Source organism: Pseudomonas fluorescens (genome assembly GCF_902497875.1).
GTDB classification, from domain to species: domain Bacteria; phylum Pseudomonadota; class Gammaproteobacteria; order Pseudomonadales; family Pseudomonadaceae; genus Aquipseudomonas; species Aquipseudomonas fluorescens_BR.
The window spans coordinates 31,651-57,486 of record NZ_CABVHY010000025.1 but is presented as its reverse complement, the minus strand read 5'-3'; the positions used below and the strand labels follow the sequence as shown (position 1 = coordinate 57,486).

General features: G+C 59.1%; 30 protein-coding genes and 1 pseudogene. 14 read left to right on the top strand and 17 right to left on the bottom strand.

Annotated features, from left to right (window positions below; all coding sequences use genetic code 11):
* Nucleotide 1: 1 nt before the first annotated feature.
* The 3 genes and pseudogenes from algW to F8N85_RS23350 all read left to right on the top strand — a co-directional run bounded on the left by algW (nucleotide 2) and on the right by F8N85_RS23350 (nucleotide 4,083).
* Nucleotides 2–1,162: a Do family serine endopeptidase AlgW gene (gene algW / locus F8N85_RS23360; protein ID WP_150805876.1), complete on the top strand. Its 1,161-nt coding sequence runs from the start codon at nucleotides 2–4 to the stop codon at nucleotides 1,160–1,162.
* Nucleotides 1,163–1,246: 84 nt separating this feature from the next.
* Nucleotides 1,247–3,352: a TonB-dependent siderophore receptor gene (locus F8N85_RS23355; RefSeq protein WP_150805875.1), complete on the top strand. Its 2,106-nt coding sequence runs from the start codon at nucleotides 1,247–1,249 to the stop codon at nucleotides 3,350–3,352.
* Between the two features lie 12 nt (nucleotides 3,353–3,364).
* Nucleotides 3,365–4,083, top strand: a pseudogene (locus F8N85_RS23350) (DUF4198 domain-containing protein).
* A gap of 135 nt (nucleotides 4,084–4,218) precedes the next feature.
* On the opposite strand, the gene hisC reads toward F8N85_RS23350, so the two are convergent.
* The 11 genes from hisC to F8N85_RS23295 all read right to left on the bottom strand — a co-directional run bounded on the left by hisC (nucleotide 4,219) and on the right by F8N85_RS23295 (nucleotide 12,495).
* Nucleotides 4,219–5,271 (bottom strand): histidinol-phosphate transaminase, encoded by a 1,053-nt coding sequence (gene hisC, locus F8N85_RS23345; RefSeq protein ID WP_150805874.1) that lies wholly within the window; start codon nucleotides 5,269–5,271, stop codon nucleotides 4,219–4,221.
* A complete protein-coding gene (gene hisD, locus F8N85_RS23340) occupies nucleotides 5,268–6,593 on the bottom strand; it encodes a histidinol dehydrogenase (RefSeq protein ID WP_150805873.1) in 1,326 nt (441 codons plus the stop codon). The genes hisC and hisD overlap by 4 nt, the downstream gene beginning before the upstream one ends.
* A 168-nt stretch (nucleotides 6,594–6,761) precedes the next feature.
* Nucleotides 6,762–7,397: an ATP phosphoribosyltransferase gene (gene hisG / locus F8N85_RS23335; RefSeq protein WP_150805872.1), complete on the bottom strand. Its 636-nt coding sequence runs from the start codon at nucleotides 7,395–7,397 to the stop codon at nucleotides 6,762–6,764.
* A 138-nt stretch (nucleotides 7,398–7,535) separates the two neighbouring features.
* Nucleotides 7,536–8,801: a UDP-N-acetylglucosamine 1-carboxyvinyltransferase gene (gene murA, locus F8N85_RS23330; protein WP_150805871.1), complete on the bottom strand. Its 1,266-nt coding sequence runs from the start codon at nucleotides 8,799–8,801 to the stop codon at nucleotides 7,536–7,538.
* A gap of 22 nt (nucleotides 8,802–8,823) precedes the next feature.
* A complete protein-coding gene (locus F8N85_RS23325) occupies nucleotides 8,824–9,063 on the bottom strand; it encodes a BolA family protein (RefSeq protein WP_150805870.1) in 240 nt (79 codons plus the stop codon).
* A gap of 114 nt (nucleotides 9,064–9,177) precedes the next feature.
* Nucleotides 9,178–9,483, bottom strand: coding sequence for a lipid asymmetry maintenance protein MlaB (locus F8N85_RS23320; RefSeq protein ID WP_150805869.1), 306 nt, complete (start codon nucleotides 9,481–9,483; stop codon nucleotides 9,178–9,180).
* The gene (locus F8N85_RS23315; RefSeq protein WP_150805868.1) at nucleotides 9,480–10,133 is read right to left on the bottom strand and encodes a phospholipid-binding protein MlaC; all 654 of its coding nucleotides are present in this window, start codon (nucleotides 10,131–10,133) and stop codon (nucleotides 9,480–9,482) included. The genes F8N85_RS23320 and F8N85_RS23315 overlap by 4 nt, the downstream gene beginning before the upstream one ends.
* A 10-nt stretch (nucleotides 10,134–10,143) precedes the next feature.
* Nucleotides 10,144–10,611: an outer membrane lipid asymmetry maintenance protein MlaD gene (mlaD, locus tag F8N85_RS23310; RefSeq protein WP_150805867.1), complete on the bottom strand. Its 468-nt coding sequence runs from the start codon at nucleotides 10,609–10,611 to the stop codon at nucleotides 10,144–10,146.
* Nucleotides 10,611–11,408, bottom strand: a complete 798-nt coding sequence (mlaE, locus tag F8N85_RS23305) for a lipid asymmetry maintenance ABC transporter permease subunit MlaE (RefSeq protein ID WP_150805866.1) — start codon at nucleotides 11,406–11,408, stop codon at nucleotides 10,611–10,613. Before mlaE ends, mlaD begins: the two co-directional genes overlap by 1 nt.
* Nucleotides 11,408–12,217 carry an ATP-binding cassette domain-containing protein gene (locus tag F8N85_RS23300; protein ID WP_150805865.1) on the bottom strand — a complete coding sequence of 270 codons (810 nt, stop codon included), beginning with the start codon at nucleotides 12,215–12,217 and terminating at the stop codon, nucleotides 11,408–11,410. The genes mlaE and F8N85_RS23300 overlap by 1 nt, the downstream gene beginning before the upstream one ends.
* Before the next feature lie 89 nt (nucleotides 12,218–12,306).
* On the bottom strand, nucleotides 12,307–12,495 hold the full coding sequence (locus F8N85_RS23295; RefSeq protein ID WP_150805864.1) for a hypothetical protein: 189 nt from the start codon (nucleotides 12,493–12,495) through the stop codon (nucleotides 12,307–12,309).
* On the opposite strand from F8N85_RS23295, the gene F8N85_RS23290 reads away from it, so the two are divergent.
* The 10 genes from F8N85_RS23290 to F8N85_RS23245 all read left to right on the top strand — a co-directional run bounded on the left by F8N85_RS23290 (nucleotide 12,494) and on the right by F8N85_RS23245 (nucleotide 19,602).
* On the top strand, nucleotides 12,494–13,468 hold the full coding sequence (locus F8N85_RS23290) for a KpsF/GutQ family sugar-phosphate isomerase (protein ID WP_150805863.1): 975 nt from the start codon (nucleotides 12,494–12,496) through the stop codon (nucleotides 13,466–13,468). The two genes, F8N85_RS23295 and F8N85_RS23290, sit on opposite strands and share 2 nt — an antisense overlap.
* Nucleotides 13,468–13,992: a KdsC family phosphatase gene (locus F8N85_RS23285; RefSeq protein WP_150805862.1), complete on the top strand. Its 525-nt coding sequence runs from the start codon at nucleotides 13,468–13,470 to the stop codon at nucleotides 13,990–13,992. The genes F8N85_RS23290 and F8N85_RS23285 overlap by 1 nt, the downstream gene beginning before the upstream one ends.
* Before the next feature lie 8 nt (nucleotides 13,993–14,000).
* On the top strand, nucleotides 14,001–14,573 hold the full coding sequence (gene lptC, locus F8N85_RS23280) for an LPS export ABC transporter periplasmic protein LptC (protein ID WP_150805861.1): 573 nt from the start codon (nucleotides 14,001–14,003) through the stop codon (nucleotides 14,571–14,573).
* Nucleotides 14,560–15,105 (top strand): lipopolysaccharide transport periplasmic protein LptA, encoded by a 546-nt coding sequence (lptA, locus tag F8N85_RS23275; protein WP_150805860.1) that lies wholly within the window; start codon nucleotides 14,560–14,562, stop codon nucleotides 15,103–15,105. Before lptC ends, lptA begins: the two co-directional genes overlap by 14 nt.
* Nucleotides 15,105–15,830 carry an LPS export ABC transporter ATP-binding protein gene (gene lptB, locus F8N85_RS23270; RefSeq protein WP_150805859.1) on the top strand — a complete coding sequence of 242 codons (726 nt, stop codon included), beginning with the start codon at nucleotides 15,105–15,107 and terminating at the stop codon, nucleotides 15,828–15,830. The genes lptA and lptB overlap by 1 nt, the downstream gene beginning before the upstream one ends.
* 224 nt (nucleotides 15,831–16,054) lie before the next feature.
* Nucleotides 16,055–17,548: an RNA polymerase factor sigma-54 gene (locus tag F8N85_RS23265; protein ID WP_150805858.1), complete on the top strand. Its 1,494-nt coding sequence runs from the start codon at nucleotides 16,055–16,057 to the stop codon at nucleotides 17,546–17,548.
* A 117-nt stretch (nucleotides 17,549–17,665) separates the two neighbouring features.
* Nucleotides 17,666–17,974 carry a ribosome hibernation-promoting factor, HPF/YfiA family gene (gene hpf / locus F8N85_RS23260; protein WP_150805857.1) on the top strand — a complete coding sequence of 103 codons (309 nt, stop codon included), beginning with the start codon at nucleotides 17,666–17,668 and terminating at the stop codon, nucleotides 17,972–17,974.
* 12 nt (nucleotides 17,975–17,986) lie between these two features.
* On the top strand, nucleotides 17,987–18,451 hold the full coding sequence (ptsN, locus tag F8N85_RS23255) for a PTS IIA-like nitrogen regulatory protein PtsN (RefSeq protein WP_150805856.1): 465 nt from the start codon (nucleotides 17,987–17,989) through the stop codon (nucleotides 18,449–18,451).
* 2 nt (nucleotides 18,452–18,453) lie between these two features.
* A complete protein-coding gene (gene rapZ, locus F8N85_RS23250) occupies nucleotides 18,454–19,311 on the top strand; it encodes an RNase adapter RapZ (RefSeq protein WP_150805855.1) in 858 nt (285 codons plus the stop codon).
* Between the two features lie 15 nt (nucleotides 19,312–19,326).
* Nucleotides 19,327–19,602: an HPr family phosphocarrier protein gene (locus F8N85_RS23245; protein ID WP_150805854.1), complete on the top strand. Its 276-nt coding sequence runs from the start codon at nucleotides 19,327–19,329 to the stop codon at nucleotides 19,600–19,602.
* A 191-nt stretch (nucleotides 19,603–19,793) separates the two neighbouring features.
* Here F8N85_RS23245 and F8N85_RS23235 read toward each other — a convergent pair whose 3' ends face one another.
* The 6 genes from F8N85_RS23235 to pmbA all read right to left on the bottom strand — a co-directional run bounded on the left by F8N85_RS23235 (nucleotide 19,794) and on the right by pmbA (nucleotide 25,191).
* Entirely contained in the window at nucleotides 19,794–20,687 is an 894-nt protein-coding gene (locus tag F8N85_RS23235) for a ZIP family metal transporter (RefSeq protein WP_150805852.1), read from the bottom strand.
* A 31-nt stretch (nucleotides 20,688–20,718) separates the two neighbouring features.
* A complete protein-coding gene (locus tag F8N85_RS23230; RefSeq protein WP_150805851.1) occupies nucleotides 20,719–21,330 on the bottom strand; it encodes a superoxide dismutase in 612 nt (203 codons plus the stop codon).
* Between the two features lies 1 nt (nucleotide 21,331).
* A complete protein-coding gene (locus F8N85_RS23225) occupies nucleotides 21,332–21,793 on the bottom strand; it encodes a hypothetical protein (RefSeq protein WP_150805850.1) in 462 nt (153 codons plus the stop codon).
* Nucleotides 21,794–21,820: 27 nt separating this feature from the next.
* Complete coding sequence (locus F8N85_RS23220) at nucleotides 21,821–23,197, bottom strand: class II fumarate hydratase (RefSeq protein WP_150805849.1); 1,377 nt, start codon at nucleotides 23,195–23,197, stop codon at nucleotides 21,821–21,823.
* Nucleotides 23,190–23,585 (bottom strand): FagA protein, encoded by a 396-nt coding sequence (locus F8N85_RS23215; protein ID WP_150805848.1) that lies wholly within the window; start codon nucleotides 23,583–23,585, stop codon nucleotides 23,190–23,192. The genes F8N85_RS23220 and F8N85_RS23215 overlap by 8 nt, the downstream gene beginning before the upstream one ends.
* Before the next feature lie 259 nt (nucleotides 23,586–23,844).
* The gene (pmbA, locus tag F8N85_RS23210) at nucleotides 23,845–25,191 is read right to left on the bottom strand and encodes a metalloprotease PmbA (RefSeq protein WP_150805847.1); all 1,347 of its coding nucleotides are present in this window, start codon (nucleotides 25,189–25,191) and stop codon (nucleotides 23,845–23,847) included.
* A 108-nt stretch (nucleotides 25,192–25,299) separates the two neighbouring features.
* On the opposite strand from pmbA, the gene yjgA reads away from it, so the two are divergent.
* The gene (gene yjgA, locus F8N85_RS23205; RefSeq protein ID WP_150805846.1) at nucleotides 25,300–25,821 is read left to right on the top strand and encodes a ribosome biogenesis factor YjgA; all 522 of its coding nucleotides are present in this window, start codon (nucleotides 25,300–25,302) and stop codon (nucleotides 25,819–25,821) included.
* Nucleotides 25,822–25,836: the final 15 nt, after the last annotated feature.

The window sequence follows — 25,836 nt, the reverse complement described above, 5'->3', positions numbered from 1 at the left end:
AATGCTCAAGGCGCTGCGTTTTTTTGGCTGGCCGCTGTTGGCCGGCGTGCTTATTGCGATGCTGATTATTCAGCGTTACCCGCAGTGGGTGGGGCTGCCAAGCCTTGACGTCAACCTGCAGCAAGCCCCACAAACTACCCTGGCTCAGCAGGGCCCCGTGTCCTACGCCGATGCGGTGACCATCGCCGCGCCTGCGGTGGTCAACCTGTACACCACCAAGGTGATCAACAAACCCAGCCATCCATTGTTCGAGGATCCGCAGTTCCGACGCTTCTTCGGCGATAACCTGCCCAAGCAGAAGCGCATGGAGTCCAGCCTCGGCTCGGGCGTGATCATGAGCCCTGAAGGCTACCTGCTGACCAACAACCACGTCACCAGCGGTGCCGACCAGATCGTGGTGGCGCTCAAGGATGGTCGCGAAACCCTGGCCCGGGTGATCGGCAGCGACCCGGAAACCGACCTGGCGGTGCTGAAAATCGATCTGAAGAATTTACCCTCGATCACCGTCGGTCGCTCCGACAACATCCGCATCGGCGATGTCGCGCTGGCCATCGGCAACCCTTTCGGCGTCGGCCAGACCGTCACCATGGGCATTATCAGTGCCACCGGGCGTAACCAGCTTGGGCTGAACAACTATGAAGACTTCATTCAGACCGACGCCGCGATCAACCCCGGTAACTCCGGTGGGGCGCTGGTGGACGCCAACGGCAACCTGACGGGGGTCAACACGGCGATCTTCTCCAAATCCGGCGGCTCCCAGGGCATCGGTTTCGCGATCCCGATCAAACTGGCCATGGAGGTGATGAAGTCGATCATCGAGCACGGCCAGGTCATCCGTGGCTGGCTCGGCATTGAAGTGCAGCCCTTGACTCAGGAACTGGCGGAATCCTTTGGCCTCTCCGGGCGCCCGGGCATCGTGGTCGCCGGGATTTTCCGTGACGGTCCGGCGCAAAAGGCCGGCCTGCAACTGGGTGATGTGATCCTCAGCATCGACGGCGAACCGGCCGGCGACGGCCGTCGCTCGATGAACCAGGTGGCGCGGATCAAGCCGACCGACAAGGTCAGCATTCAGGTCATGCGCAACGGCAAGGAGCTCAAGCTCACCGCGGAGATTGGTCTGCGGCCACCGCCTGTAACTACTCCGGCCAAAGAAGAAGAATAAGCCCTCGCCCGGCATGCCGGGCTAAAGACATACATTCGTTTTGGTTATGTTATATTGTTTCAATATCGCTATTGGAACGATGTCATGACATCTCGCAAAATTGTCACCCTGGCAGGTCTGGCCCTCGGCCTGCTGGGAGATCCGGTCTTCGCCGAAGAGCCGCAACCCCTCGAACTGGACGTCATCAGCGTCACCTCCGACTACGAATCCCCTACCGGTTCGGTCCAGGGTTATCGCGCCACCCGCTCATCCAGCGCGACCAAAACTGACACGGCGATCAAGGACATCCCGCAGTCCATCAGCGTGATTCCCGCCAGCGTGCTCAATGATTTGGGCAGCACCCGTGTCGAACGAGCCCTGGAATTTGCCGGCGGCGTCTCGAAACAGAACAACTTCGGCGGCCTGACCCTGTACGAGTACAGCGTGCGCGGCTTCACCACCTCGGAGTTCTACAAGGACGGTTTCAGCGCCAACCGCGGTTACCCGAGCACCCCGGATGCCGCCAACATCGAGCGCATCGAAGTGCTCAAAGGCCCGGCAGCCAGCCTTTATGGACGCGGCGATCCCGGCGGCACTGTAAACATCGTCACCAAGAAGCCACAGCCTGAAGCGTTCACTACCCTGCAAACCAGCGCCGGCAGCTGGGATCGCTACCGCACGGCCCTGGACCTCAATACACCGCTGGATGACAACGGCAACGTCCTGTCCCGGGTGAACCTGGCCGTCGAGGACAACCACAGCTTTCGCGACCACGTCGACAGCAAACGAGTGTTCGTCGCGCCCTCCTTCAGCTGGCAACTGAACCCGGACACCAGCCTGTTGCTGGAAAGCGAATTCGTCCGTCACAGTTCGACCTTCGACCGCGGCATCGTCGCGCCCAATAACCGATGGAGCGGTATATCGCGCTCGACCTACCTTGGCGAGCCCAATGACAGCGACATCAATAACCACAACAACCTGCTTCAAGCCGCCCTCGAACATCAGCTCAACGACAGTTGGAAGCTGCGCCTGGCCAGCCATTACAAGGAAGGCAAACTCTGGGGCTTCGCTTCCGAGGCTCGCCCGCTGAATGCAGACGGCCACACTGTCAATCGTCGCTACCGCGAGCGCGACAGCAATTGGCACGACAGCATTACCCAGCTGGAACTGCGCGGCCTGTTCGACATCGGCAGCTGGCAGCACGAACTGCTGATCGGCAGCGAATACGAGAACTACCGCAAGAACGAGCGGGTCAGCACTATCGCCGGAAGCCCCTATGCCATCGACATCTACCACCCGGTTTACGGCCAGCCGAAACCCGATGGCGCCCGCTCGGGCACGGACTTCTTCGAGCACGTTGAAAGCCAAGCGCTGAACCTGCAAGACCAGATCGTTTTCACCGAGCGCCTGCGGGGCATGCTCGGAGCGCGCATCGAACACTTCGAGCAGAAGGTCGACGACCACGCGAGGAACGCCAGCAACAGGCAAAGCCATGACGCCTTGACCCAGCGGGCCGGCCTGCTCTACCAACTGACGCCGCAAGTCGGGCTGTTCGCCAACGCCTCCACTTCGTTCAAGCCGAACAACGGTCTGGACGCCGCCGGTAAATCCTTCGATCCGGAGGAAGGTGTGGGCTACGAAATCGGGATCAAAAGCGAGCTGTTCGACGAGCGCCTGAGCGCCACCCTCGCCGCCTTCCATATCGAGAAAGAAAACGTGCTGGCCCTCGACCCGGGCACTGACACCCGTCGCGCCATGGGCAAGGCCCGCAGCCAGGGCGTTGACCTGCAAGTCGCCGGCCAACTCAGCAACGCAGTACGAGTGATCGGCGCCTTCGCCTATATCGATGCCGAAGTGACCCAAGGCGACGCAGTGATTCCCACCGGCAGCCGAATTCTCGGCGTGGCCAAACGCAGCGGCAGTTTGCTCGGCGTGTATGAATTTCAGGACGGCCGGTTTCGCGGTTCGGACCTTGGTGCGGCGCTCACCTATGTCGGCGATCGTTCGGGTGAAGCCGGCAGCGACTTCGAACTGCCGGCCTACCACACCATCGACCTGCTGGCCCATTACAAGGCCAGCGAAAACCTCACGGTAGGCCTGAACCTGAACAACCTGTTCGACGAAAAATACTACGAGCGCTCCTACAGCAATTACTGGGTCAATCCCGGCGAGCCGCGCAATTTCACCGTCAGCCTGACACTCAATCTGTAAAAGGAAGTCACCATGCAACCATTCAAATTACTGGCGCTGCTCGGCCTGCTGTTCTCCACTCAGGTCCGGCCCACGGTCTATGGACCGAACAGCGGCGCGGCAATATCGAAGTCATTTATGGTCATGGCGCCGAGGACAATGCCTTCAAGGCGCAGAAAATCAGCGGCGCCTGGGCCTATGATCTCGGCGGCAAGAGGATCCCGGTGAGCGTGCGGCGCCTGGTCGACCACGCACGCCTGCAACCGCTCAAGCCGCCCGCGGTCCTGGCGGTAGCACTGGATAATGGTATGTGGTCACAGACTGCCGACAAGCAGTGGATCAATCAGGGGCGCAGCAAAGTGCCGGGTGCCGTCGAATCGACCCAGACCTTTAAATACAGCCTGGCGATCTATCAGCCGGGGGCGAAGCTGCCCAGACTTGATCAGATCAAACTGCTGATTCTGCCGGAAGTTGATCCGCTGACCGTAGGGCCGGGCCAGTCATTGCCGGTTCGGGTGTTGCTCGATGGCAAACCGGCGGCCGGGGTGAAGTTGATTGGCGATTATCGCAATGCCCCCAATACCCTGAGCACAGAGACAGATGCCGAAGGTCGGGCGCAGGTACTGGTGCGTAATGAGGGGTTGAATGTGATTGCGGCGCAGATGGACATTCCACTGAAGGACAATGCCGATGTGGCGACGCGGGGGGTGTTCAGTTCGCTGACGTTCCTGGGGGAGGCGCATCACGAGTAGGGCTTGGCATCTGTGGTGATGCCAATCGCGAGCAAGCTCGCTCCCACAGGGTTTTCGGTTGGCCACAAATTTGTGATCAGCGCAGAACCAGTGTGGGAGCGAGCTTGCTCCGGGCGGCGTTCCGACGATAGCGGTTTAAAGGTCGCTGAGGCCGTCAATCAACGCCTGGTTCTGCTCTGGCGTGCCGATGCTGATCCGCAGGAATTGAGCAATCCGCTCTTGCTTGAAGTGCCGGACGATCACCCCCTGCTCGCGCAACTTCGCCGCCAGGCCAGCTGCATCGTGTTTCGGGTGACGAGCGAAAATGAAGTTCGCCGCCGACGGCAGTACTTCAAAGCCCTTGGTCTGCAACTGCGCGACTACTTTGTCACGGCTCTCGATCACTAACCGGCAGGTCTTGTCGAAGTACTCGCGATCCTCGAACGCCGCCGCCGCGCCCACAATGGCCAGACGATCCAGGGGGTAGGAGTTGAAGCTGTTCTTGATCCGCTCCAACGCCTCGATCAAGTCCGGGTGCCCCACCGCCAGACCCACCCGCAGGCCGGCCAACGAACGGGACTTGGACAGGGTCTGAGTCACCAGAAGGTTCGGATAACGGTCCACAAGGGTGATTGCCGTCTCGCCGCCGAAGTCAATGTAAGCCTCATCCACCACCACCACCGAGTCCGGGCTGGCCTTGAGGATTTGCTCCACCGCCTCCAGTGCCAACAGGCAACCGGTCGGTGCGTTAGGGTTCGGGAAAATGATCCCGCCGTTCGGCTTGGCGTAGTCCGCCGGGCTGATCTGGAACTGCTCGTTCAGCGGCACGGCATCAAACTTAATGCCATACAAGCCACAGTAAACCGGGTAGAAGCTGTAGCTGATGTCCGGGAACAGCAGCGGCTGATCGTGTTGCAGCAAACCGTGGAAGATGTGCGCCAGGACTTCATCGGAACCATTGCCGAGAAACACCTGACTGCCCTGCACGCCGTAATACTTGGCAACGGCTTGTTTCAGCACATCACTGTTCGGGTCCGGGTACAGACGCAGGTTGTCATTGAGTTCGGTCTGCATCGCCGCCAGGGCTTTAGGCGATGGTCCGTACGGATTTTCGTTGGTGTTGAGCTTCACCAGCTTCGCCAGTTTCGGCTGTTCGCCCGGAACGTAAGGCACCAGACTCTTGACGAAGGGACTCCAGAATTTACTCATGCTTTTTTCCCTTCTTCAACGATGCGGTATTCGGCGCTGCGGGCGTGAGCGGTCAGCGACTCGCCACGGGCCAGCACGGAAGCGGTTTTGCCCAGTTCGGACGCACCCTGCTCGGAGCAGAAGATGATCGACGAGCGTTTCTGGAAGTCGTACACACCCAGCGGCGAGGAGAACCGCGCGGTGCCGGAAGTCGGCAATACGTGGTTCGGACCTGCACAGTAGTCGCCCAAGGCTTCTGAAGTGTGGCGACCCATGAAGATCGCACCGGCGTGACGGATCTGCGGCAACCAGGCCTGCGGATCGGCGACCGACAACTCCAGGTGCTCCGGCGCGATGCGGTTGGCCACTTCGATGGCTTGCTCCATATCGCGAACTTTGATCAGCGCACCACGGCCATTGATCGAAGTCTCGATGATCTCGGCGCGCTCCATGGTCGGCAACAGTTTGGCGATGCTCGCGGCGACCTTGTCGAGGAACTCGGCGTCCGGGCTGACCAGGATCGCCTGGGCATCTTCGTCGTGCTCGGCCTGGGAGAACAGGTCCATGGCAATCCAGTCCGGATCGGTCTGACCATCGCAGACCACCAGGATCTCGGACGGACCGGCGATCATGTCGATACCGACCTGGCCGAATACGTGACGCTTGGCGGTGGCCACATAGATATTGCCCGGGCCGACCACTTTGTCGACCTTGGGCACGCTTTCGGTGCCGTACGCCAACGCGGCAACCGCCTGGGCGCCACCGATGGTGAACACCCGATCGACGCCAGCGATGCAGGCCGCGGCCAGCACCAACTCGTTGATTTCACCGCGCGGGGTCGGAACGACCATGACCACTTCGGCCACGCCCGCGACCTTGGCCGGAATCGCGTTCATCAACACCGAGGACGGATAGGACGCCTTGCCACCCGGTACGTACAGACCCGCGCGATCAATTGGCGTGACTTTCTGGCCCAGCACCGTACCGTCGGCTTCGGTGTAGCTCCAGGATTCCTGTTTCTGTTTTTCGTGGTAGCTGCGCACCCGCGTTGCGGCCTTTTCCAGGGCTTCACGCTGGGGCGCGGTAATTCGGGTCAGGGCCAGTTCCAGACGCTCGCGTGGCAGGATCAGGTCCGCCATCGACGCCACTTGTAGACCGTCGAAACGCTGGGTGAATTCCACCAGCGCGGCATCGCCACGCTCGCGCACGGCCTTGATAATGTCCAGCACCCGCTGATTGACCGCGTCGTCAGACACACTTTCCCAGCTCAGCAGATGATCCAGATGATGTGCGAAATCCGGATCAGCAGCGTTGAGTCGGCGAATTGCAGTGGGAGCGGTCATGGCGAAGGCCTCGATAATTGGCGAATGCTCAAATGGGCAAAGCTTACGAATGCAAACCGTGTTTGCAAAAGCTCAGGCGCCGCAAGACTACCAAGCCATCCGCGTGGGCACCTGAGAATTCTGGCTATGACACGGATAGATGGGCGCGACCTGGGCCGCGCGGGTGACTCAGCCGCGGTGTCGCGACTCTACCGCTTTACGCAGGGTATCGATAAGCGCCTGGATACGGGCGTGCTGCATCTTCATGGAGGCCTTGTTGACGATCAGCCGGGAGCTGATGTCGGCAATAAAGTCCTGGGGTTCCAGGCCATTGGCGCGCAAGGTGTTGCCGGTATCGACCACGTCGATGATCTTGTCGGCCAGACCGATCAGCGGCGCCAGTTCCATCGAGCCGTAGAGCTTGATGATGTCGACCTGACGGCCCTGCTCGGCGTAATAACGCTTGGCGACGTTGACGAACTTGGTCGCCACTCGCAGGCGGCCCTTGGGCTCGACGTCACCAATACGGCCGGCGGTCATCAGCTTGCACAGGGCAATTCGCAGGTCCAGGGGCTCGTACAGGCCCTGGCCACCGTATTCCATCAACACATCTTTACCGGCCACACCGAGGTCGGCGGCACCATGCTCGACGTAAGTCGGCACATCGGTGGCACGCACGATCAGCAAGCGCACATCGGCCTGGGTCGTGGGGATGATCAGCTTGCGGCTCTTGTCCGGATTCTCGGTCGGCACAATGCCCGCTTCAGCCAGAAGCGGCAGGGTGTCGTCGAGGATGCGGCCCTTGGACAGTGCGATGGTCAACATGGGAAACGTAAGTCCTTATCAGGATACTCATGCCCGGTCGCAAACGGCGCCAGACACACATCGAGCCTGAAAAAGCTCAGGCTCGATTTGGAACGAAAACCAGCTGTCGGGCACATCCCTGTGCCCTTGACGCAGAAACTAGCCCGGTACGCGGCGGATCTTCGCGCCGAGCATCTGCAGTTTCTCTTCGATGCACTCGTAACCACGGTCTATGTGGTAAATGCGATCGATCAGCGTGTCGCCTTCGGCGATCAACGCCGAAATCACCAGGCTGGCCGAAGCCCGCAAGTCGGTAGCCATGACTGGCGCGCCTTTAAGCTTTTCGGTGCCGGTAACGATCGCGGTGTTGCCTTCGACCTGGATCTTGGCGCCCATGCGGTGCAATTCATACACGTGCATGAAGCGGTTTTCGAAGATGGTCTCGATTACCGCGCCAGTGCCTTCGGCAATCGCGTTGAGCGAGATGAACTGTGCCTGCATGTCAGTCGGGAACGCCGGGTACGGAGCCGTACGGATGTTCACGGCTTTTGGCCGCTTGCCGTGCATGTTCAGCTCGATCCAGTCTTCACCGCAGGTGATTTCGGCACCGGCTTCCTTGAGTTTTTCCAGTACGGCTTCAAGGATCGTCGGATCGGTGTCCTTGACCTTCACACGGCCGCCAGTCACGGCAGCAGCGACCAGGTAGGTCCCGGTTTCGATACGGTCAGGCATCACTTTGTAGGTCGTCGGATGCAGACGCTCAACACCATCGATGGTGATGGTGTCGGTGCCGGCGCCGGTGATCTTGGCGCCCATGGCGATCAGGAAGTTCGCCAGGTCGATGACTTCAGGCTCGCGCGCGGCGTTTGCCAGAACGCTGCGGCCCTTGGCCAGAGCGGCGGCCATCATGATGTTTTCGGTACCGGTCACGCTGACGGTATCGAAGAAGAAGTGCGCACCGCGCAAGCCGCCTTCAGGCGCCTTGGCCTTGATGTAGCCGCCTTCGACGTCAATGATCGCGCCCATGGCTTCGAGGCCACGGATGTGCAGGTCGACCGGACGCGAACCAATGGCGCAACCGCCAGGCAGTGCGACTTCGGCTTCACCGAAACGGGCAACCATCGGGCCCAGCACCAGGATCGAGGCACGCATGGTTTTCACCAGTTCGTACGGGGCGATCAACGTCTTGATGGTGCGTGGATCGATTTCGACGCTGAGTTTTTCGTCGATCACCGGCTCAATGCCCATGCGACCGAACAGTTCGATCATGGTGGTGATGTCGTGCAGGTGCGGCAGGTTGGCGACCGTCACCGGGCCATCGCACAGCAAGGTTGCAGCCAGAATCGGCAGGGCAGAGTTCTTTGCCCCGGAGATGCGGATTTCGCCATCAAGACGAGCCCCGCCGGTAATAATCAATTTATCCATAAGAATCTCGTCGCCCTTGGGCTCAGGTGCGCTCGGCCCAGGCCGTGCTGCTGAAAAATTTCATAGTGACCGCGTGGATGCTGCCATCGGCGATCCATGGGTTCAAATGGGCATAAACGCTCTGCTGACGCTTGACCGGGCTCAATGCCACCAGTTCGTCACTAATCACGTTCAGCTGAAAATTGCAGCCTTCGCCCTCAACTTCTACCAGCGTTCCGGGCAGCTTCCCCTCAAGAAAGCTCTTCACTTCTGTGGCCTGCATGCTCAACCTCAATCGGCGCCCTGTGCGCGCGGGTCGGACATCATACAAAAAAGCCCCGCGCCTGCGAACCCCGCTAAGCAGGACTCTGACGGGGGGCCTCTCTATAGATGATAGTTAGGGATGCGCCAACAGCTCGGTCAAACCGCTGACCTGAGCAATTTCTCGCATATCGTCGGGTAACGCCCGGATGCTCAACGCCTTGCCGGCCGCTTGCGCATCACGCATGAAGGCCAGCAACAACGACAGACCGACGCTGCTGGACTTCTGCACCGCCGAGCAATCGACAACCAGGGACTCGGCCGTACTGGCTTTAATCAAGGCCTGGCCTTCCTTGCGCAGATCGGGACCACTGCGGTAATCCAGTACGCCACTGAGCAACAGCTCGCCAGGCGCGCCCATACGGACAGCCGACTCATTCATTGCACAGTCTTCTCGGTGGATTCTTCGGTCTTTTCCTTGGCTTTGGCGACTTCACCGGCCCAACCATTGATGGTCTTGTCCAGATCGTTGCCATTGCGCTGCATGGCGTCAGCGAACTGATCACGGAACAACTTACCGATATTGATGCCGTTGATGATCACGTTGCGGACTTTCCACTCACCGTTGACTTTGGTCAAGGTGTAGGAAACCGGGTAGATCGAGCCGTTGGTGCCCTTGACCTGCATATCGACGCTGGTGCGGTCCTTGCCTTCTTCCTTGGCAGGGGAAACGGTGATGCCCTGGTTGTTGTATTCGAGCAAGGCGTTGCCATAGAACTGCATCAGGCTGCGCTTGAAGTTGTCCTGAAAGCGCGCCATCTGGTCAGGCGTGGCTTTACGCGAATACTTGACCGTCATGATGCTGCGGGAAATGCCATCGGCATCGATCGCAGGGCCGACGATACCGTTCAGGGCATCGTAGAACGCACTTGGGCTTTGTTTGTACTTCTCTTTATTGGCGGCCAGATCGGCCAGCAACCGGGTCGTGGTGTCCTGGACCAGATCGTGCGCGGAAGGCGCTGCCACGGCGTTAGCCATCAACGGCAAGGCCGCGAGTAACACCAACAGGCCACGTCGCAAGGTAGAGATCATGAAAAACTCCTTATTTGGCGTCTTTGCTAACGGTATTGAGCAGGAATTTACCGATCAGGTCTTCGAGCACCAGCGATGACTGGGTGTCATGAATGGTCGAACCATCCTTGAGCAGGGTCTCCTCCCCGCCCACGCTGAGGCCGATGTACTTCTCACCCAACAGGCCAGCGGTCAGGATCGATGCAGTGGAATCCGTCGGCAGATTATCTACCCGCTTTTCCAGCTGCAGCGTGACCCGACCGGTGAAACTGTCGCGATCCAGATCGATAGCCGTGACCTTGCCGATGGTTACACCGGCCATGGTCACTTTGGATCTGACCGTCAAACCGGCGATATTGTCGAAATATGCATAAAGTTTATAGCTATCGGTGCTCGACGTCGGGGACAGACCACTGACCCGCAACGCAAGCAACAACAAAGCCAGGATGCCAGCCAGCAAGAAAAGGCCGACACCGATTTCCAGGGTGCGGTTTTGCATCAGAAATCTCCAAACATCAAGGCAGTCAAAATAAAGTCCAGGCCGAGAATGGCCAATGAGGCGTACACCACGGTCTTGGTGGTGGCACGACTGATCCCCTCGGAGGTGGGCTCACAGTCATAGCCTTGGAATACGGCAATCCAGGTCACTACAAAGGCAAAGACGATGCTTTTGATCACACCATTGAGCACATCGTCACTGAAATTCACGCTATTTTGCATGTTCGACCAGTAGGAACCTTCATACACGCCAAGCCAGTCGACGGCCACCCAGGAGCCGCCCCAGATTCCTACCACGCTGAAAATCATCGCCAGCAACGGCAGGGAAATGAAACCGGCCCAGAGGCGCGGGGCAATGATGTACTTCAGCGGATCCACACCAATCATTTCCAGACTGGAGAGCTGCTCGGTGGATTTCATGTTACCGATTTCGGCGGTAAGGGCCGAACCAGCACGCCCGGCGAACAGCAAGGCCGTGACCACCGGCCCCAGCTCGCGCAGCAAGGTCAGCGCAACCATCTGCCCGACCGCCTGTTCCGAACCGTAGCCGGACAGAATATTGAAGCCTTGCAGCGCCAGCACCATGCCGATGAAGATCCCGGAGACCACAATGATCACCAGGGACATCACGCCGACCGCATGCAGTTGCTTGACCAGCAGGCCAAATCCGCCGCCGATGCTGCCGCGTCCGAGCAGCGCATGAAACAGAAACAGCCCCGAACGCCCCAGCACTTCGACAATGTCGATGGCCGAGCGACCGAAGAGGCGAACCCTCTCAATCAGTGATTTCTTGCGCATCAGCGCTTCCCCAGAAGATCTGCGCGATAATCCTGCGCCGGAAAGTGAAACGGTACCGGGCCATCCGGTTCGCCGGTCATGAATTGGCGAATGCGCGGGTTGTCGGAGTTCATCAACTCTTCGGGAGTCCCCTGCCCCAACACCTGCTCATCGCCAACCACATACAGATAGTCGGCAATGCTCGCGGTCTCGGCCAGGTCGTGGGAAACCACGATACTGGTGATTCCCAAGGCATCGTTGAGCAGACGAATCAGGCGCACCAGCACGCCCATGGCGATAGGGTCCTGACCGACAAAGGGCTCGTCGTACATAAGGATCTGCGGATCGAGGGCAATGGCTCGCGCCAGGGCGACGCGCCGCTTCATGCCGCCCGACAACTCGTCCGGCATCAGATCGATGGCGCCACGCAGCCCCACCGCCTGCAATTTCAGCAAGACGATGTCGCGGATCATTTCATCCGGTAACTGGGTGTGAACGCGCAGCGGAAAGGCCACGTTCTCGAACACGTCCAGATCCGTAAACAATGCGCCGCTTTGAAACAACACACCCATTTGCTTGCGTGCATCGAACAGATCGCTGCGCGAAAGCTGCGGCAGGTTCTGGCCGTTGACCCAGACTTCGCCGCTGCTGGGCCGCAACTGGGCGCCCATCAGCCGCAGCAGCGTGGTTTTACCGCAGCCGGAAGGCCCCATGATGCCGGTAACCTTGCCCCGCGGTATGCGAATATCGACGTTATTGAAAATGCTGCGCGCACCGCGCTTGAAGGACAATCCCTTCAGCTCGACCGCGTAGGCGTTATCGGCACTCATCTAAACTCCTTGCGATGCAGCCTCTCACTCGGACGCCTGGCGCCCTACCAAAAGCACATGGATCCTGGGCAGGCCGAACTGGCGGCGAACTATATCACTGCTGATGCAGAGCCCCCAAGGCCGAAGCCATGCCTGTTCAGCAACTGGACAGGCAAAAAGCGGCTTAATAGAGCGGCTCGGCAAAACCAGCCACACAAAGCCTGACGAACTTGCGTGAGGGAATCGATCATTACCGCTATAATCGCCGCCTTTTCACCAGGGTATTCGACTTCTGTCATGAGCCAATCCAGCGACCTGATTCAATCAGCACAACGCACCATCCGCCTCGAGCTTGAAGCCGTACAAGGCTTGCTGGCCCATATCGACGCAGATTTCGTACGCGCTTGCGAGATGATTCTGGCCAGCAAAGGCCGCATAGTAGTGGTGGGCATGGGTAAATCCGGGCACATCGGCAACAAGATCGCCGCCACCCTGGCCAGCACCGGCACTACGGCATTTTTCGTCCACCCGGCTGAAGCCAGCCACGGTGACATGGGCATGATTACCCGGGATGACATCATCCTTGCGCTGTCCAACTCCGGTTCAACCAATGAAATCATCACACTGTTGCCGCTGATCAAGCGTCTGGGCATTCAGTTGATCAGCATGACCGGCAACCCCGACTCAGCGCTGGCCAAGGCTGCCGAGGTCAATCTCAATGTCCATGTCGAGCACGAAGCCTGCCCGCTGAACCTGGCGCCGACCTCTTCGACCACCGCTGCGCTGGTGATGGGCGACGCACTGGCGGTCGCCCTCCTTGAAGCGCGGGGTTTCACCGCCGAAGATTTCGCCTTTTCCCATCCGGGCGGTGCTCTCGGTCGTCGCCTGCTGCTGAAAGTGGAAAACGTCATGCACGCAGGGAAGGAGCTACCGCAAGTGCAGCGCGGCACCTTGCTCAAAGACGCCTTGATGGAAATGACTCGCAAAGGTCTGGGCATGACCGTGGTGCTCGAGGCCGACGGACGCCTGGCGGGGATTTTCACGGATGGTGACTTGCGCCGCACGCTCGACCGCACCATTGACATCCACAGCGCCAAAATCGATGAAGTGATGACTGCTCATGGCAAGACCGCGCGGGCCGAGATGCTCGCAGCCGAAGCCCTGAAAATCATGGAAGACAACAAAATCAACGCCCTGGTGGTGGTCGATGCCGATGACCGGCCGGTGGGTGCCTTGAATATGCACGACTTGCTGCGTGCGGGAGTAATGTAATGAGCACTGATCTTTTGCAACGCGGTAAAAACATCAAACTGGCGGTTTTCGATGTCGACGGCGTGCTGACCGATGGCCGCCTGTACTTTCTCGAAGACGGCAGCGAGTTCAAGACGTTCAACACCCTCGACGGCCAGGGCATCAAAATGCTGATGGCAACGGGCGTGCAGACGGCTATTATCAGCGGCCGAAAAACCCCGGTGGTCGAGCGTCGGGCGAAAAATCTCGGGATTCCTCATCTTTATCAGGGCCGCGAAGACAAACTGGTCGTACTCGACGAGCTTCTTGCCCAACTCAACCTAAGCTATGAGCAAGTCGCCTACCTCGGTGACGACCTGCCTGACCTGCCGGTGATTCGTCGCGTAGGCCTGGGCATGGCGGTCGCCAGCGCTGCCAGCTTTGTCCGCGAACATGCACACGGCATTACCCAGGCCCGTGGCGGCGAAGGAGCTGCACGCGAATTCTGCGAGCTGATCCTGCGCGCCCAAGGCAACCTTGAAGCAGCCAATGCCGCTTACCTGTAGAGCCACCTATGCTGAGCAAAAAAGTTCGTAACATTTTGATGTTCACAGCCATTGCTGCACTGTTTGCGGCCGTTGGCTACTGGAACATCAGCCCGGAACGCTTTATGGAGCGGCCGAGGGTGGTCGTCGACGAAACGGCCATCGACTACTACGCCCTCAATGCCCACAGCGTACAGTTCCTGCCCGATGGCAAGTTGCAGTACGAAATGACTGCCGACAAGGTCGAACACCTGAAAGCAACCGATGTGACATTGCTGACCAAACCCGACCTGAACCTGTATCGCGGCACGACTTACCCCTGGCACGTCCAGAGCGAGCGTGGCGAGGTCAATCCGGGCGGCACCGAAGTCGAACTGATCGACTCGGTACGTATCGCACGTACCGACGAGAAAAACCGTGCGACGATTATTACCAGTAGTCGCATGACTGTATTCCCTCAGAAGCAATATGCGCAGACCGAGCAAGCCGTTAGAATCGACGGCGCTGGTGGCGTGTCGACTGGCAAGGGCATGAAAGCGTATTTGAAAGAAAGCAGGATACACCTGCTATCGAACGTAAGAGGACAGTATGAGTCTCGTTAAAACCCTCCCTATTTTGCTCAGCCTGAGCGCAGCACTGGGAAGCGCGAGCGCCTGGGCTCTGCCGACTGATAGCCAGCAACCAATCCGCATTCAGGCCGACGACGCCCAGCTGGATGACAAGCAAGGCATTGCCACCTACAAGGGCGATGTGATCATCACCCAGGGTTCGATGAAGATCACCGGCAATACCGTGACCATCACCCGCGCAGCTTCGGGCGAGATCGACGTGGTCACCTCCGTCGGCAACCTGGCTTACTTCGAACAGCTGCAGAAGGCCGGCGATACCGAGCCGGTCAAGGCCTATGCCGTGACCATCCAGTACCACGCTTCGCAAGATCGCGTAGTGCTGATCGACAAGGCCAAAGTGATCAATGAAGGCAATACCACCGAAGGCGAAAAAATCGTCTACGACACCAAGAGACAGGTCGCCAATGCCGGTCGCGCCACTGGTACTACGGTGACCGCGCCGCGTCCGCGGATCGACATGGTGATCCAGCCGAAGAAGAAAACCGACGAGCAAAAGGCCCCGTAATGGCAACTCTGAAAGCTCAGCATCTGGCCAAGAGCTACAAGAGCCGTCAGGTCGTGCGCGACGTCAGCCTGTCGATCGACAGCGGTCAGATCGTCGGCCTGCTCGGTCCAAACGGTGCCGGCAAGACGACCTGTTTCTACATGATCGTCGGCCTGGTCCAGGCCGATCAGGGTCGGGTATTGATCGATGATCTGGACGTCAGCCATCAGCCGATGCACGGCCGGGCACGGGCCGGCATCGGCTATCTGCCGCAAGAAGCGTCGATCTTCCGCAAACTATCGGTCGCCGACAACATCATGGCCATCCTCGAGACCCGCAAGGAACTCGACAAGGCCGATCGTCGCAAGGAACTGGAAGGCCTGCTGGAGGAGTTCCACATCCACCACATTCGCGACAACCTCGGCATGAGCCTGTCCGGCGGTGAACGTCGTCGGGTGGAAATCGCCCGCGCACTGGCTACAGCGCCGAAATTCATCCTGCTCGACGAACCTTTCGCCGGCGTAGACCCGATTTCGGTAGGCGATATCAAGCAGATCATTTATCACTTGAAGGCCAAGGGCATCGGCGTACTGATCACCGACCACAACGTCCGTGAAACCCTCGATATCTGCGAGACCGCCTACATCGTCAACGACGGCCAACTGATCGCCGAAGGCGACTCCGAGACCATCCTGGCCAATGAACTGGTCAAGGAAGTGTATCTGGGGCATGAGTTCCGTTTGTAAGCATTGAGAGGTGGGGTCGACTCAGGCCCCGCCGCAATAACACTCTGGACGATTTCAGCTATCACCAGAGCGCCGATGTCAATGAAACCTTGTAAATTTTTATTGTTACGGCGCTCTAGGCAAACACTCCAGTTTCAGGCATATAATTTGCTTATGATTGGCGCTCCGGCGCCCTGTAGTGGATGGCGCATGCGCGCCGGCGAATAAGGTGTTAAGCCCCTGCCATGAAACCATCGCTAGTCTTGAGAATGGGCCAGCAGCTGACGATGACACCGCAGCTGCAACAGGCCATCCGCCTGCTCCAATTGTCGACCCTGGACCTGCAACAGGAAATCCAGGAGGCCCTGGAGTCCAATCCGATGCTCGAACGCCAGGAAGAAGGCGACGACTTCGATAACGCCGACCCTCTGGCCGACAACGTCGAGCAGAAACCCAACGCCGATGTTCAAGAACCCTCCTACCAGGAAACCGCCCCGACGGTGGACAACCTCGAGGAAGGTGACTGGAACGAGCGCATTCCTAATGAACTGCCGGTCGACACCGCCTGGGAAGACGTTTACCAGACCAGCGCCAGCAGCCTGCCAAGCAACGATGACGACGAGTGGGATTTCACCACCCGTACATCGGCCGGCGAGAGCCTGCAGAGCCATTTGCTCTGGCAACTGAACCTGGCGCCGATGTCCGACACCGATCGCCTGATTGCCGTGACACTGATCGATTGCATCAACAATCAGGGTTACCTGGACGAAACCCTCGAGGAAATTCTCGAGGCCTTCGATCCGGAGCTGGACATCGAACTGGACGAGATCGAGGCGGTCCTGCATCGCATCCAGCAATTCGAGCCGGCCGGTATCGGCGCGCGCAATCTTGGCGAGTGCCTGCTGCTGCAACTGCGTCAACTGCCGGCCAAGACCCCTTGGCTGGCCGAGGCCAAGCGCCTGGTCACGGACTTCATCGATCTGCTCGGCAGCCGCGATTACAGCCAGCTGATGCGTCGCATGAAGCTCAAGGAAGACGAACTGCGGCAGATCATCGAGCTGGTGCAAAGCCTGAACCCGCGCCCAGGCTCGCAAATCGAGTCAAGTGAAGCCGAATACGTCGTCCCCGACGTGATCGTGCGCAAGGACAACGAGCGCTGGCTGGTGGAACTGAATCAGGAGTCCGTGCCACGCTTGCGGGTCAACCCGCAGTACGCCGGTTTCGTTCGCCGCGCCGACACCAGCGCCGACAACACCTTCATGCGCAACCAGTTGCAGGAAGCGCGCTGGTTCATCAAGAGCCTGCAAAGCCGTAATGAAACCCTGATGAAAGTCGCTACCCAGATCGTCGAGCACCAGCGCGGCTTTCTCGAATACGGCGATGAGGCGATGAAACCGCTGGTCCTGCATGACATCGCCGAAGCGGTCGGCATGCACGAGTCGACGATTTCCCGGGTGACCACTCAGAAATTCATGCATACCCCGCGTGGTATCTACGAACTGAAATACTTTTTCTCCAGCCACGTCAGCACCTCTGAGGGCGGCGAATGCTCGTCCACAGCGATTCGCGCGATCATCAAAAAACTGGTTGCCGCGGAAAATCAGAAAAAGCCGTTGAGTGACAGCAAGATCGCTGGTTTACTGGAGGCACAAGGCATTCAGGTAGCCCGCCGCACCGTCGCCAAGTACCGCGAATCCCTTGGAATCGCGCCTTCGAGCGAACGCAAGCGGTTGATGTAACGGGCCACGCCACAGCGTTCCAGGGTGTGTTCGAGAACTCAGGCAGTTTTCGGACACAGCCTAGTGGCAGGCAAGCCAGCCTGCCGCCTTATGCACTGGCAACGAAGGAGAAGCTGTATGCAAGTCAACATCAGTGGACACCAACTGGAAGTGACCGAACCTTTGCGCGCCTACATCGGCGAAAAACTCGAACGATTGGAGAGGCATTTCGACAAGATCACCAACGTGCAAGTCACGATGACGGTCGAGAAGCTGAAGCAGAAAATCGAAGCTACCTTGCATATTCCCGGCAATGAAGTGGTCGCCAACGCCGAACATGAAGACATGTACGCGGCGATCGACGCACTCACCGACAAGCTGGATCGCCAACTCAAAAAGCATAAGGAAAAGACCCAAAGTGTCCTCCAGGGCGCGACGGGTCGTTAACACTCCCAACCCATGATCCGACTTGAAAACATCCTGACCCCCGGCCGTTCTTTGGTGAACGTGCCGGGCGGCAGTAAAAAGCGCGCACTCGAGCAAATTGCCAACCTTATCCACCGCGAAGTGCCGGATCTGGAGATGCAAGATGTATTCGAGAGTCTGATTGCCCGTGAAAAACTCGGTTCCACCGGTTTTGGCAACGGCATCGCCATCCCCCACTGCCGCCTCAAAGGCTGCACCTCGCCCATCAGTGCCTTGATGCACCTGGACGCCCCCATAGATTTCGATGCCATCGATGGCGCCCCGGTCGACCTGCTGTTTGTCCTGCTGGTTCCGGAAGCCGCTACCGATGCACACCTGGAACTGCTTCGGCAGATAGCCAGCATGCTTGACCGCAAGGAAGTGCGCGAAAAACTTCGCAGCGCCTCAACCAACGAAGCCCTGTACCAGGTTGTCCTGGAAGAGCAGAACGGTAGTTAATCATGCGTTTGATAATTGTCAGCGGCCGGTCCGGCTCGGGTAAAAGCACCGCACTCGATGTACTGGAGGACAGTGGCTATTACTGCATCGATAACCTGCCGGCCGGGCTGCTTCCGGAATTGGCCGAGCGCGCATTGATTCACACGGAACTGGCGCAGCCGCTGGTCGCCGTCTCGATCGATGCGCGGAACCTGCCCAGTCACTTGACACGTTTCCCGCAATTGCTCGAAGAAGTGCGCAGCCGACACATCCAATGCGATGTGCTGTATCTGGATGCCGACGAAGAAACCCTGCTCAAGCGTTTTTCGGAAACCCGTCGGCGCCACCCGCTGAGCAATGCCCAGCGCTCGCTGGCCGAAGCCATTCGCGATGAAACCAATCTGCTGGGGCCGATTGCCGACCTTGCGGACTTGAAGGTCAACACCACCAACCTGAACCTGTATCAACTGCGTGACACCATCAAGCTGCGCCTATTGAACCAGCCGGAACCGGGCACCGCCTTCCTGGTCGAGTCCTTCGGCTTCAAGCGTGGCATGCCGGTCGATGCCGACCTGGTGTTCGATGTGCGCTGCCTGCCCAATCCCTACTGGAAACCCGAGCTACGCGAGCAATCCGGGCTGGATCAACCAGTAGCCGAGTATCTGGCCGCACAACCGGATGTTGAAGAAATGTTCCAGGATATCTCTACGTACCTGCTGAAGTGGCTGCCTCGTTTCGCCGCCAGCAACCGCGCCTACGTCACCATCGCCATTGGCTGCACCGGCGGACATCACCGCTCCGTCTACCTGACCGAACGTCTGGGCCAGGTCCTGCAAGCATCCCTGAAGAACGTCCAGGTTCGCCACCGCGACCTTAGCTAAAGGATCCACACCGCGATGCCCGCTCTGGAAATTGAAATCATCAACAAGCTGGGCCTGCATGCCCGGGCGTCTGCCAAATTCGTCGGAGTCGCCGGTCAATTCAAGGATTGCACGATCAGAGTAGGACGCACGCCAGAATCCACGGTCGACGGTAAAAGCATCATGGCCATGATGATGCTGGCTGCCGGTAAAGGCACCAGAATCCATCTAGCCACTGAAGGCGAGCAAGAACAGGAAGCGCTGGATGCGTTGGTCGATCTGATCAACCGCTACTTCGATGAAGGCGAGTAACGCCTACCCTTTGGTGAGGGGCTTATGTGGCGAGGGGGCTTGCCCCCGCTCGGCTGCGAAGCAGTCGTAATCCGGTGTACGCGATCTAACTGAAAGACCGCGGCAGTAGCATTTAGGGCCGCTTCGCGACCCAACGGGGGCAAGCCCCCTCGCCACAGGTAGCTCATCTATTCCCTCACAACAAGACTGTGCTACCCCAACGCCGTATCCATCACCATCATCAGACAAAACCCGATTAGCAGGCCCAGACTGGCCAGCTTGTCGTGACCATTGCGTCGCGACTCGGGGATGACCTCATGAGTCACCACCAACAGCATGGCACCGGCGGCTAACGCCAATCCCAGCGGCAAGAGCATCTGCGCCAGGCTCACCAGCCAGGCGCACAACAGCGCGAAGACCGGCTCGACCAGACCTGAAGCCGCGCCGATCAGGAACGCCTTGAGCCGCGACATCCCCGCCCCGACCAGTACCAACGCAATCACCAAACCTTCCGGCACATCCTGCAACGCGATACCCATGGCCAGGCTGTCGGCATCGGGCATTCCGCCCCCGGCCGACACGCCGACCGCCATGCCTTCCGGGATGTTGTGAGCAATGATTGCAAACACAAACAACCAGATCCGTGGGGGGATAACCGGACGCTCAGCGGTGCCCACCAGCATTTGCGGGGTCGCGCCGGACACCTTGCGATCCACCAGAAACAAACCGAACGCCCCTAGCATGATGCCGAAGCTGATCAATCCGCTGGCAGCCCATGGCATCAATCCAAGATTTTCGGCAGCGGAGATACCCGGGACAATCAGCGAAAACGCAGTGGCCGCCAGCATCACGCCGGCACCGAAACCTAGCAAGGTATCGCTGACCGCCAAGGGCATTCGGCGAATGACCAACACCGGAACCGCACCCAATGCCGTGCCAAGGGCGCAGATAGCGCCCCCTTGCAACGCGCGCAACAAACGCGGTTCAAGCGCCAGCCAGTCCAATCCTTGGGCAACCACCAACGCCATTCCCGCCAACAGCAACAGCGAACCCAACGCATAGCGAAACATCCGTCCACTGCTGATCGCCAGTGTTTCAGTACCCATAGTCGGCCTTAGATCTTTTTATCATGGGGTCTTAAACAAGAGCAGCCTGGTAGCGCTGCGCGACTTCCGGCCAGTTGATCACGTTGTAGAAAGCGTTGATGTATTCCGGGCGACGGTTCTGATACAGCAGGTAATAGGCGTGTTCCCACACATCCAGGCCGAGGATCGGCGTGTTGCCATTCATCAACGGGCTGTCCTGATTACCGCTGCTCTCCACCACCAGCGTCTTGTGCGGCGTTACGCTCAGCCAGGCCCAGCCGCTGCCAAAACGTGTGAGCGCGGCCTTGGTGAAGGCTTCCTTGAAACTGTTGAAACCGCCCAACTGTTCATCAATCGCGTCGCCCAGCGCACCGTCCGGCTTGCCGCCGCCCGCAGGCGCCATGACGGCCCAGAACAGCGAATGGTTAGCATGTCCGCCGCCCTGGTTGATCACCGCCGCGCGCAGATTTTCGGGTAGTAGCTGAACGCTGGCGACCAGCTTTTCCACAGACCAGTCAGCCCATTCGCTACCTTCAACGGCCGCATTCAGGTTGTTGATGTAAGTCTGGTGATGCTTGCTGTAGTGGATCTCCATGGTCTGTGCATCGATGTGCGGTTCCAGCGCGTCATACGCATAAGGCAAGGCAGGCAAGCTAAAGGACATCTTAATGTGCTCCGTAATGTGGGCCATTTACGATCAATGCATCGTGCGCATGGGCCGAGGCCGATTGCGCCAGGTTGCTGTGCAGCAAGCGGTCAGTGCGCGGATATTCGCCGTGCTCGCTGATGAAGTTGAGTAATTCGACGTAAGTCTTGTTGCTCTGACGTAACGCTGCCTCACGTAGCGCAGGTGCCAATCGTGCATCCTGCATCGTCTGCAACAGCCGTTGGTGTATCGAACAGAGGTACTCCACGCTTTCTTCCGGCTGGTTCAGACGCAAATGCAGGTCCGCCAGGTTGTGATGGGAGATCACGCAGGCCGCCACCGCTTCCTCGGCATCCGGCCAGCGCTCGAACAACACCTGGGCCAGGGCCAATGCCTGCAGGTAAAGCTCGCGGGCGTCCACCAGTTCGCCCTGAATGAAGCAGCTATTGGCCCTTTCGATCGTTCGTTTCCAGTGCTCCATGGTGAGTCTCCAAAGCTGAGTCGGTGATTACACGCCACCCGCCGTAAGCTTTTCCGGGTCAAGCAGGACTTCCAGTTGGCTGCGCGACAGGTCGGTGTGCTCGAGGGCCACATCGATAACCGGTCGCCCCTGCTGATAGGCCTGCTTGGCGATCTGGGCGGCCTTTTGGTAACCAATGATCGGGTTGAGGGCGGTGACCAGAATCGGGTTGCGCGACAGTGCTTCCTTGAGCCTGGCCTCGTTCACCTTGAAGCTGGCGATGGCCTTGTCCCCCAGTAAACGACTGGAGTTGGCCAGCAACTCGATGCTGCTCAGCAAATTCTGCGCAATGATCGGCAGCATCACATTCAGCTCGAAGTTGCCCGACTGCCCGGCCACCGTGATCACGGTGTCATTACCGATCACTTGAGCGGCGACCATCGCAGTGGCTTCCGGGATCACCGGGTTGACCTTGCCAGGCATGATCGACGAACCAGGCTGCAACGCCTCCAGTTCGATCTCACCGAGACCGGCCAAGGGACCGGAGTTCATCCAGCGCAAGTCGTTGGCGATTTTCATCAGCGATACGGCAGTGGCCTTGAGCTGGCCAGAGACCGCCACCGCGGTGTCCTGGGAACCGATCAGCGCGAACAGATCCTTGCCTGGCGTGAATTGCACCTGGGTCAACGCGCTGAGCTGCTGACTGAAACGTGCGGCGAACTCAGGATGAGCATTGATTCCAGTGCCGACTGCGGTACCGCCTTGAGCCAGGGACTGCAGGCTCGGCAGCAAGTCCTGCAGGTGACCGATATTGGCCTTGAGCTGCTGCGCCCAGCCGTTGAGCACCTGACTCATGCGCACCGGCATGGCATCCATCAGGTGCGTGCGCCCGGTCTTGATGAACGGGTGAACCTGTTCGGCCTTGTACTCGATCACCTCGACCAGATGCATCAACGCCGGAAACAACTGCTCGTGCAACGCCAACGCGGCACTGACATGAATGCTGGTCGGGATGATGTCGTTGCTGCTCTGCCCACAGTTGACATGGTCATTCGGGTTGACCACCTCGCCCAGCAAGCGACTGGCCAGCGTCGCGATCACTTCATTGGCATTCATGTTGGAACTGGTGCCGGAACCGGTCTGGAAGATATCCACCGGAAAATGCTGCATGTAGTCGCCTTCGAGCAAGCCTTGAGCTGCGTCGACGATGGCTTTGCCCTGGGCCGCGCTCAGCTGTTCAAGCTCGATGTTGGCCCTGGCCGCCGCGGCCTTGGCCAGGATCAGCGCGCGAATGAACTGGGCCGGCATACGCTGCTGGCTGATCGGGAAGTTGTTCACCGCACGCTGGGTCTGCGCGCCATACAAGGCATCCACCGGGACCTGCAGTTCACCCATGCTGTCGCGTTCGATACGGAAATTACTCATCGGGAAATCCTTGCAGCAGTTCTGTGAGAGGAATGGAGGGCTGCAACGAGCAGGTCGCCAGTTGCCAGGAGTAGCTTTGCCAGCGCTTGAGCCGACACTTGCACAGGGACAACCGCTCCAGATCACGCAATGGCCGCCAGGCCTGATCCAGACACAGGCCGCGCCAATGCCAGGGCAGCGCGGTGTCGCTCGCGGTGTCGAGCAGGAGCCGCAACGCGGTTTCGGCGACGGTCCAGGGAGAAGTGGCCGTGCAAGAGGCCAGATAACGGCCTTCGGCCAGGTAGTGCTCGATCAGGCGCGGTTCGTCAGGATCCAGTGCGCAACGGATCTGACGACTCATCCAGCGCCAGCTTTCAAGGTAAGGCTGCTCGTGCAAGACAGAACTCATGACCCGGGCTCATTCGATAATGAGATTTATTATTATATGATATTGAGAATCAACACAACCCTGAGAAAAATCAAAAGATCGCAGCCTACGGCAGCTCCTACATGAGCCGGGGCCGACGCACATCCGGTGTGAACACCAATCCGTAGGAGCTGCCGAGCGCAGCGAGGCTGCGATCTTTTCGGCTCACATCAACTCAACTCCCCAAAAAAAAAGCGCGCCACCCATTGGGTGACGCGCCTTTGCTTGCGGCGATGGACGTTTAGCTACCGGCGACCGTCATCCGCTCGATCAACACCGAGCCCGTACGAATATTGCTACGCAGTTCCAGGTCATTACCCACCGCGATAATCTGCTGGAACATGTCGCGCATGTTGCCGGCGATGGTCACTTCCTGCACGGCAAACTGGATCTCGCCATTCTCTACCCAGTACCCTGCCGCGCCACGGGAATAGTCGCCCGTCACCATGTTCAGGCCCTGCCCCATCAACTCGGTGACCAACAGCCCGCGCCCCATGCGACGCAACAACGCTGCCTGATCTTCGTCGCCATGGGTGACGAACAGGTTATGCACGCCGCCGGCGTTGGCGGTGCTTGGCATGCCCAGCTTGCGACCGGAGTAAGTGCCCAATACGTAAGACACCAAATGGCCGTTTTCCACGAAAGGCTTGGCATAAGTGGCCAGACCGTCGCCATCGAACGCTGAACTGGCCAGGCCACGCATCAAATGCGGGCGCTCATCCAGGGTCAGCCACTCAGGGAACAACCGCTGGCCCAGCGTGCCTTCGAGGAACGACGATTTGCGGTACAGGTTGCCGCCGGAAATCGCCCCGAGGAAGCTGCTGAACAGACCGCCGGCCAATTCTGCGGAAAACAGCACCGGCACTTCGCAGGTCGGAACCGGACGTGCGCCCAGGCGGCTGGCCGCCCGTTGCGCGGCACGCTGGCCGATACTGACCGGATCAGCGAGCAGTTCGCCCTGGCGATTCATGTCATACCAGTAATCGCGCTGCATCTGACCGTCGGCTTCGGCAATCATCACGCAGCTCAGGCTGTGCCGGGTCGATGCATAACCGCCGACAAAGCCGTGGCTGTTGCCATACACGCGGCAGCCCTGATGGGTGCTCAGGGTGGTGCCATCAGCGTTCTTGATCCGGCTGTCGGCGGCAAACGCCGCCGCTTCACAAGCCAGAGCCTGCTCGATGGCTTGTTCCGGGGTAATGTCCCAGGCATGAAACAGGTCGAAATCCGGCAAGTCCTTGGCCATCAAGGCGGCATCGGCCAACCCTGAACACTCATCTTCCGAGGTGTGTTTGGCGATGGCCAGTGCCGCGGCGACGGTTTCGCGAATCGCCTCCGGACCGCTGGCCGAGGTGCTGGCCGAGCCTTTGCGCTGGCCGACATACAAGGTGATGCCAAAGCCCTGGTCACGGTTGAACTCAACGGTTTCGACTTCCCGCTGACGAACTGTGGTCGACAATCCCTGCTCCAGAGACACTGCGACTTCGCAGGCGCTGGCGCCCTGGCGTTTGGCTTCGGCGATGATCTGCTCGACTTGTTCCTGCAGTGCCGGCAAAGCTTGTGGGCCGACGCTTTCTGCTGCACTCATGGTGTTCTCCACTCAAATTCTGCTTTCGGTTAAGGCCTTCGAGCGACCGGGCCGGACAAGCGGCCCCCGACTGGTTATCATGGCGGCGTTTCTTTGCGGACTGCCACCATGGTTGATTCTTACGACGACTCCCTCGATGGGGAGAAAAGCAAATCCCAGGTCAAACGCGAGCTGCATGCTCTGGTTGATCTTGGCGAGCGCCTTACAACACTCAAGCCTGACTTGCTGGCAAAACTGCCATTGACCGACGCCTTGCGCCGGGCTCTGAACGATGCGCCCAAGCACACCGCGAATATCGCGCGTAAACGGCACCTCATGTTCATCGGCAAACTGATGCGCGATCAGGACACTGACGCCATTCTGGCCTTGCTTGATCAACTCGATGCCTCCACTCGGCAGTACAACGAACGTTTCCACGGCCTGGAACGCTGGCGCGATCGTTTGATCGCGGGCGATGACGGCGTCCTGGAGAAGTTCGTCCTCGACTACCCGGACGCGGATCGCCAGCAACTGCGCTCCCTGATCCGTCAGGCCCAGCATGAACTTGCGCAAAGCAAGCCACCTGCTGCCAGCCGGAAAATCTTCAAGTACATCCGTGAGCTGGACGAGACTCAACGCGGTCTGCGTTAGTCTTCGACCCCGGGT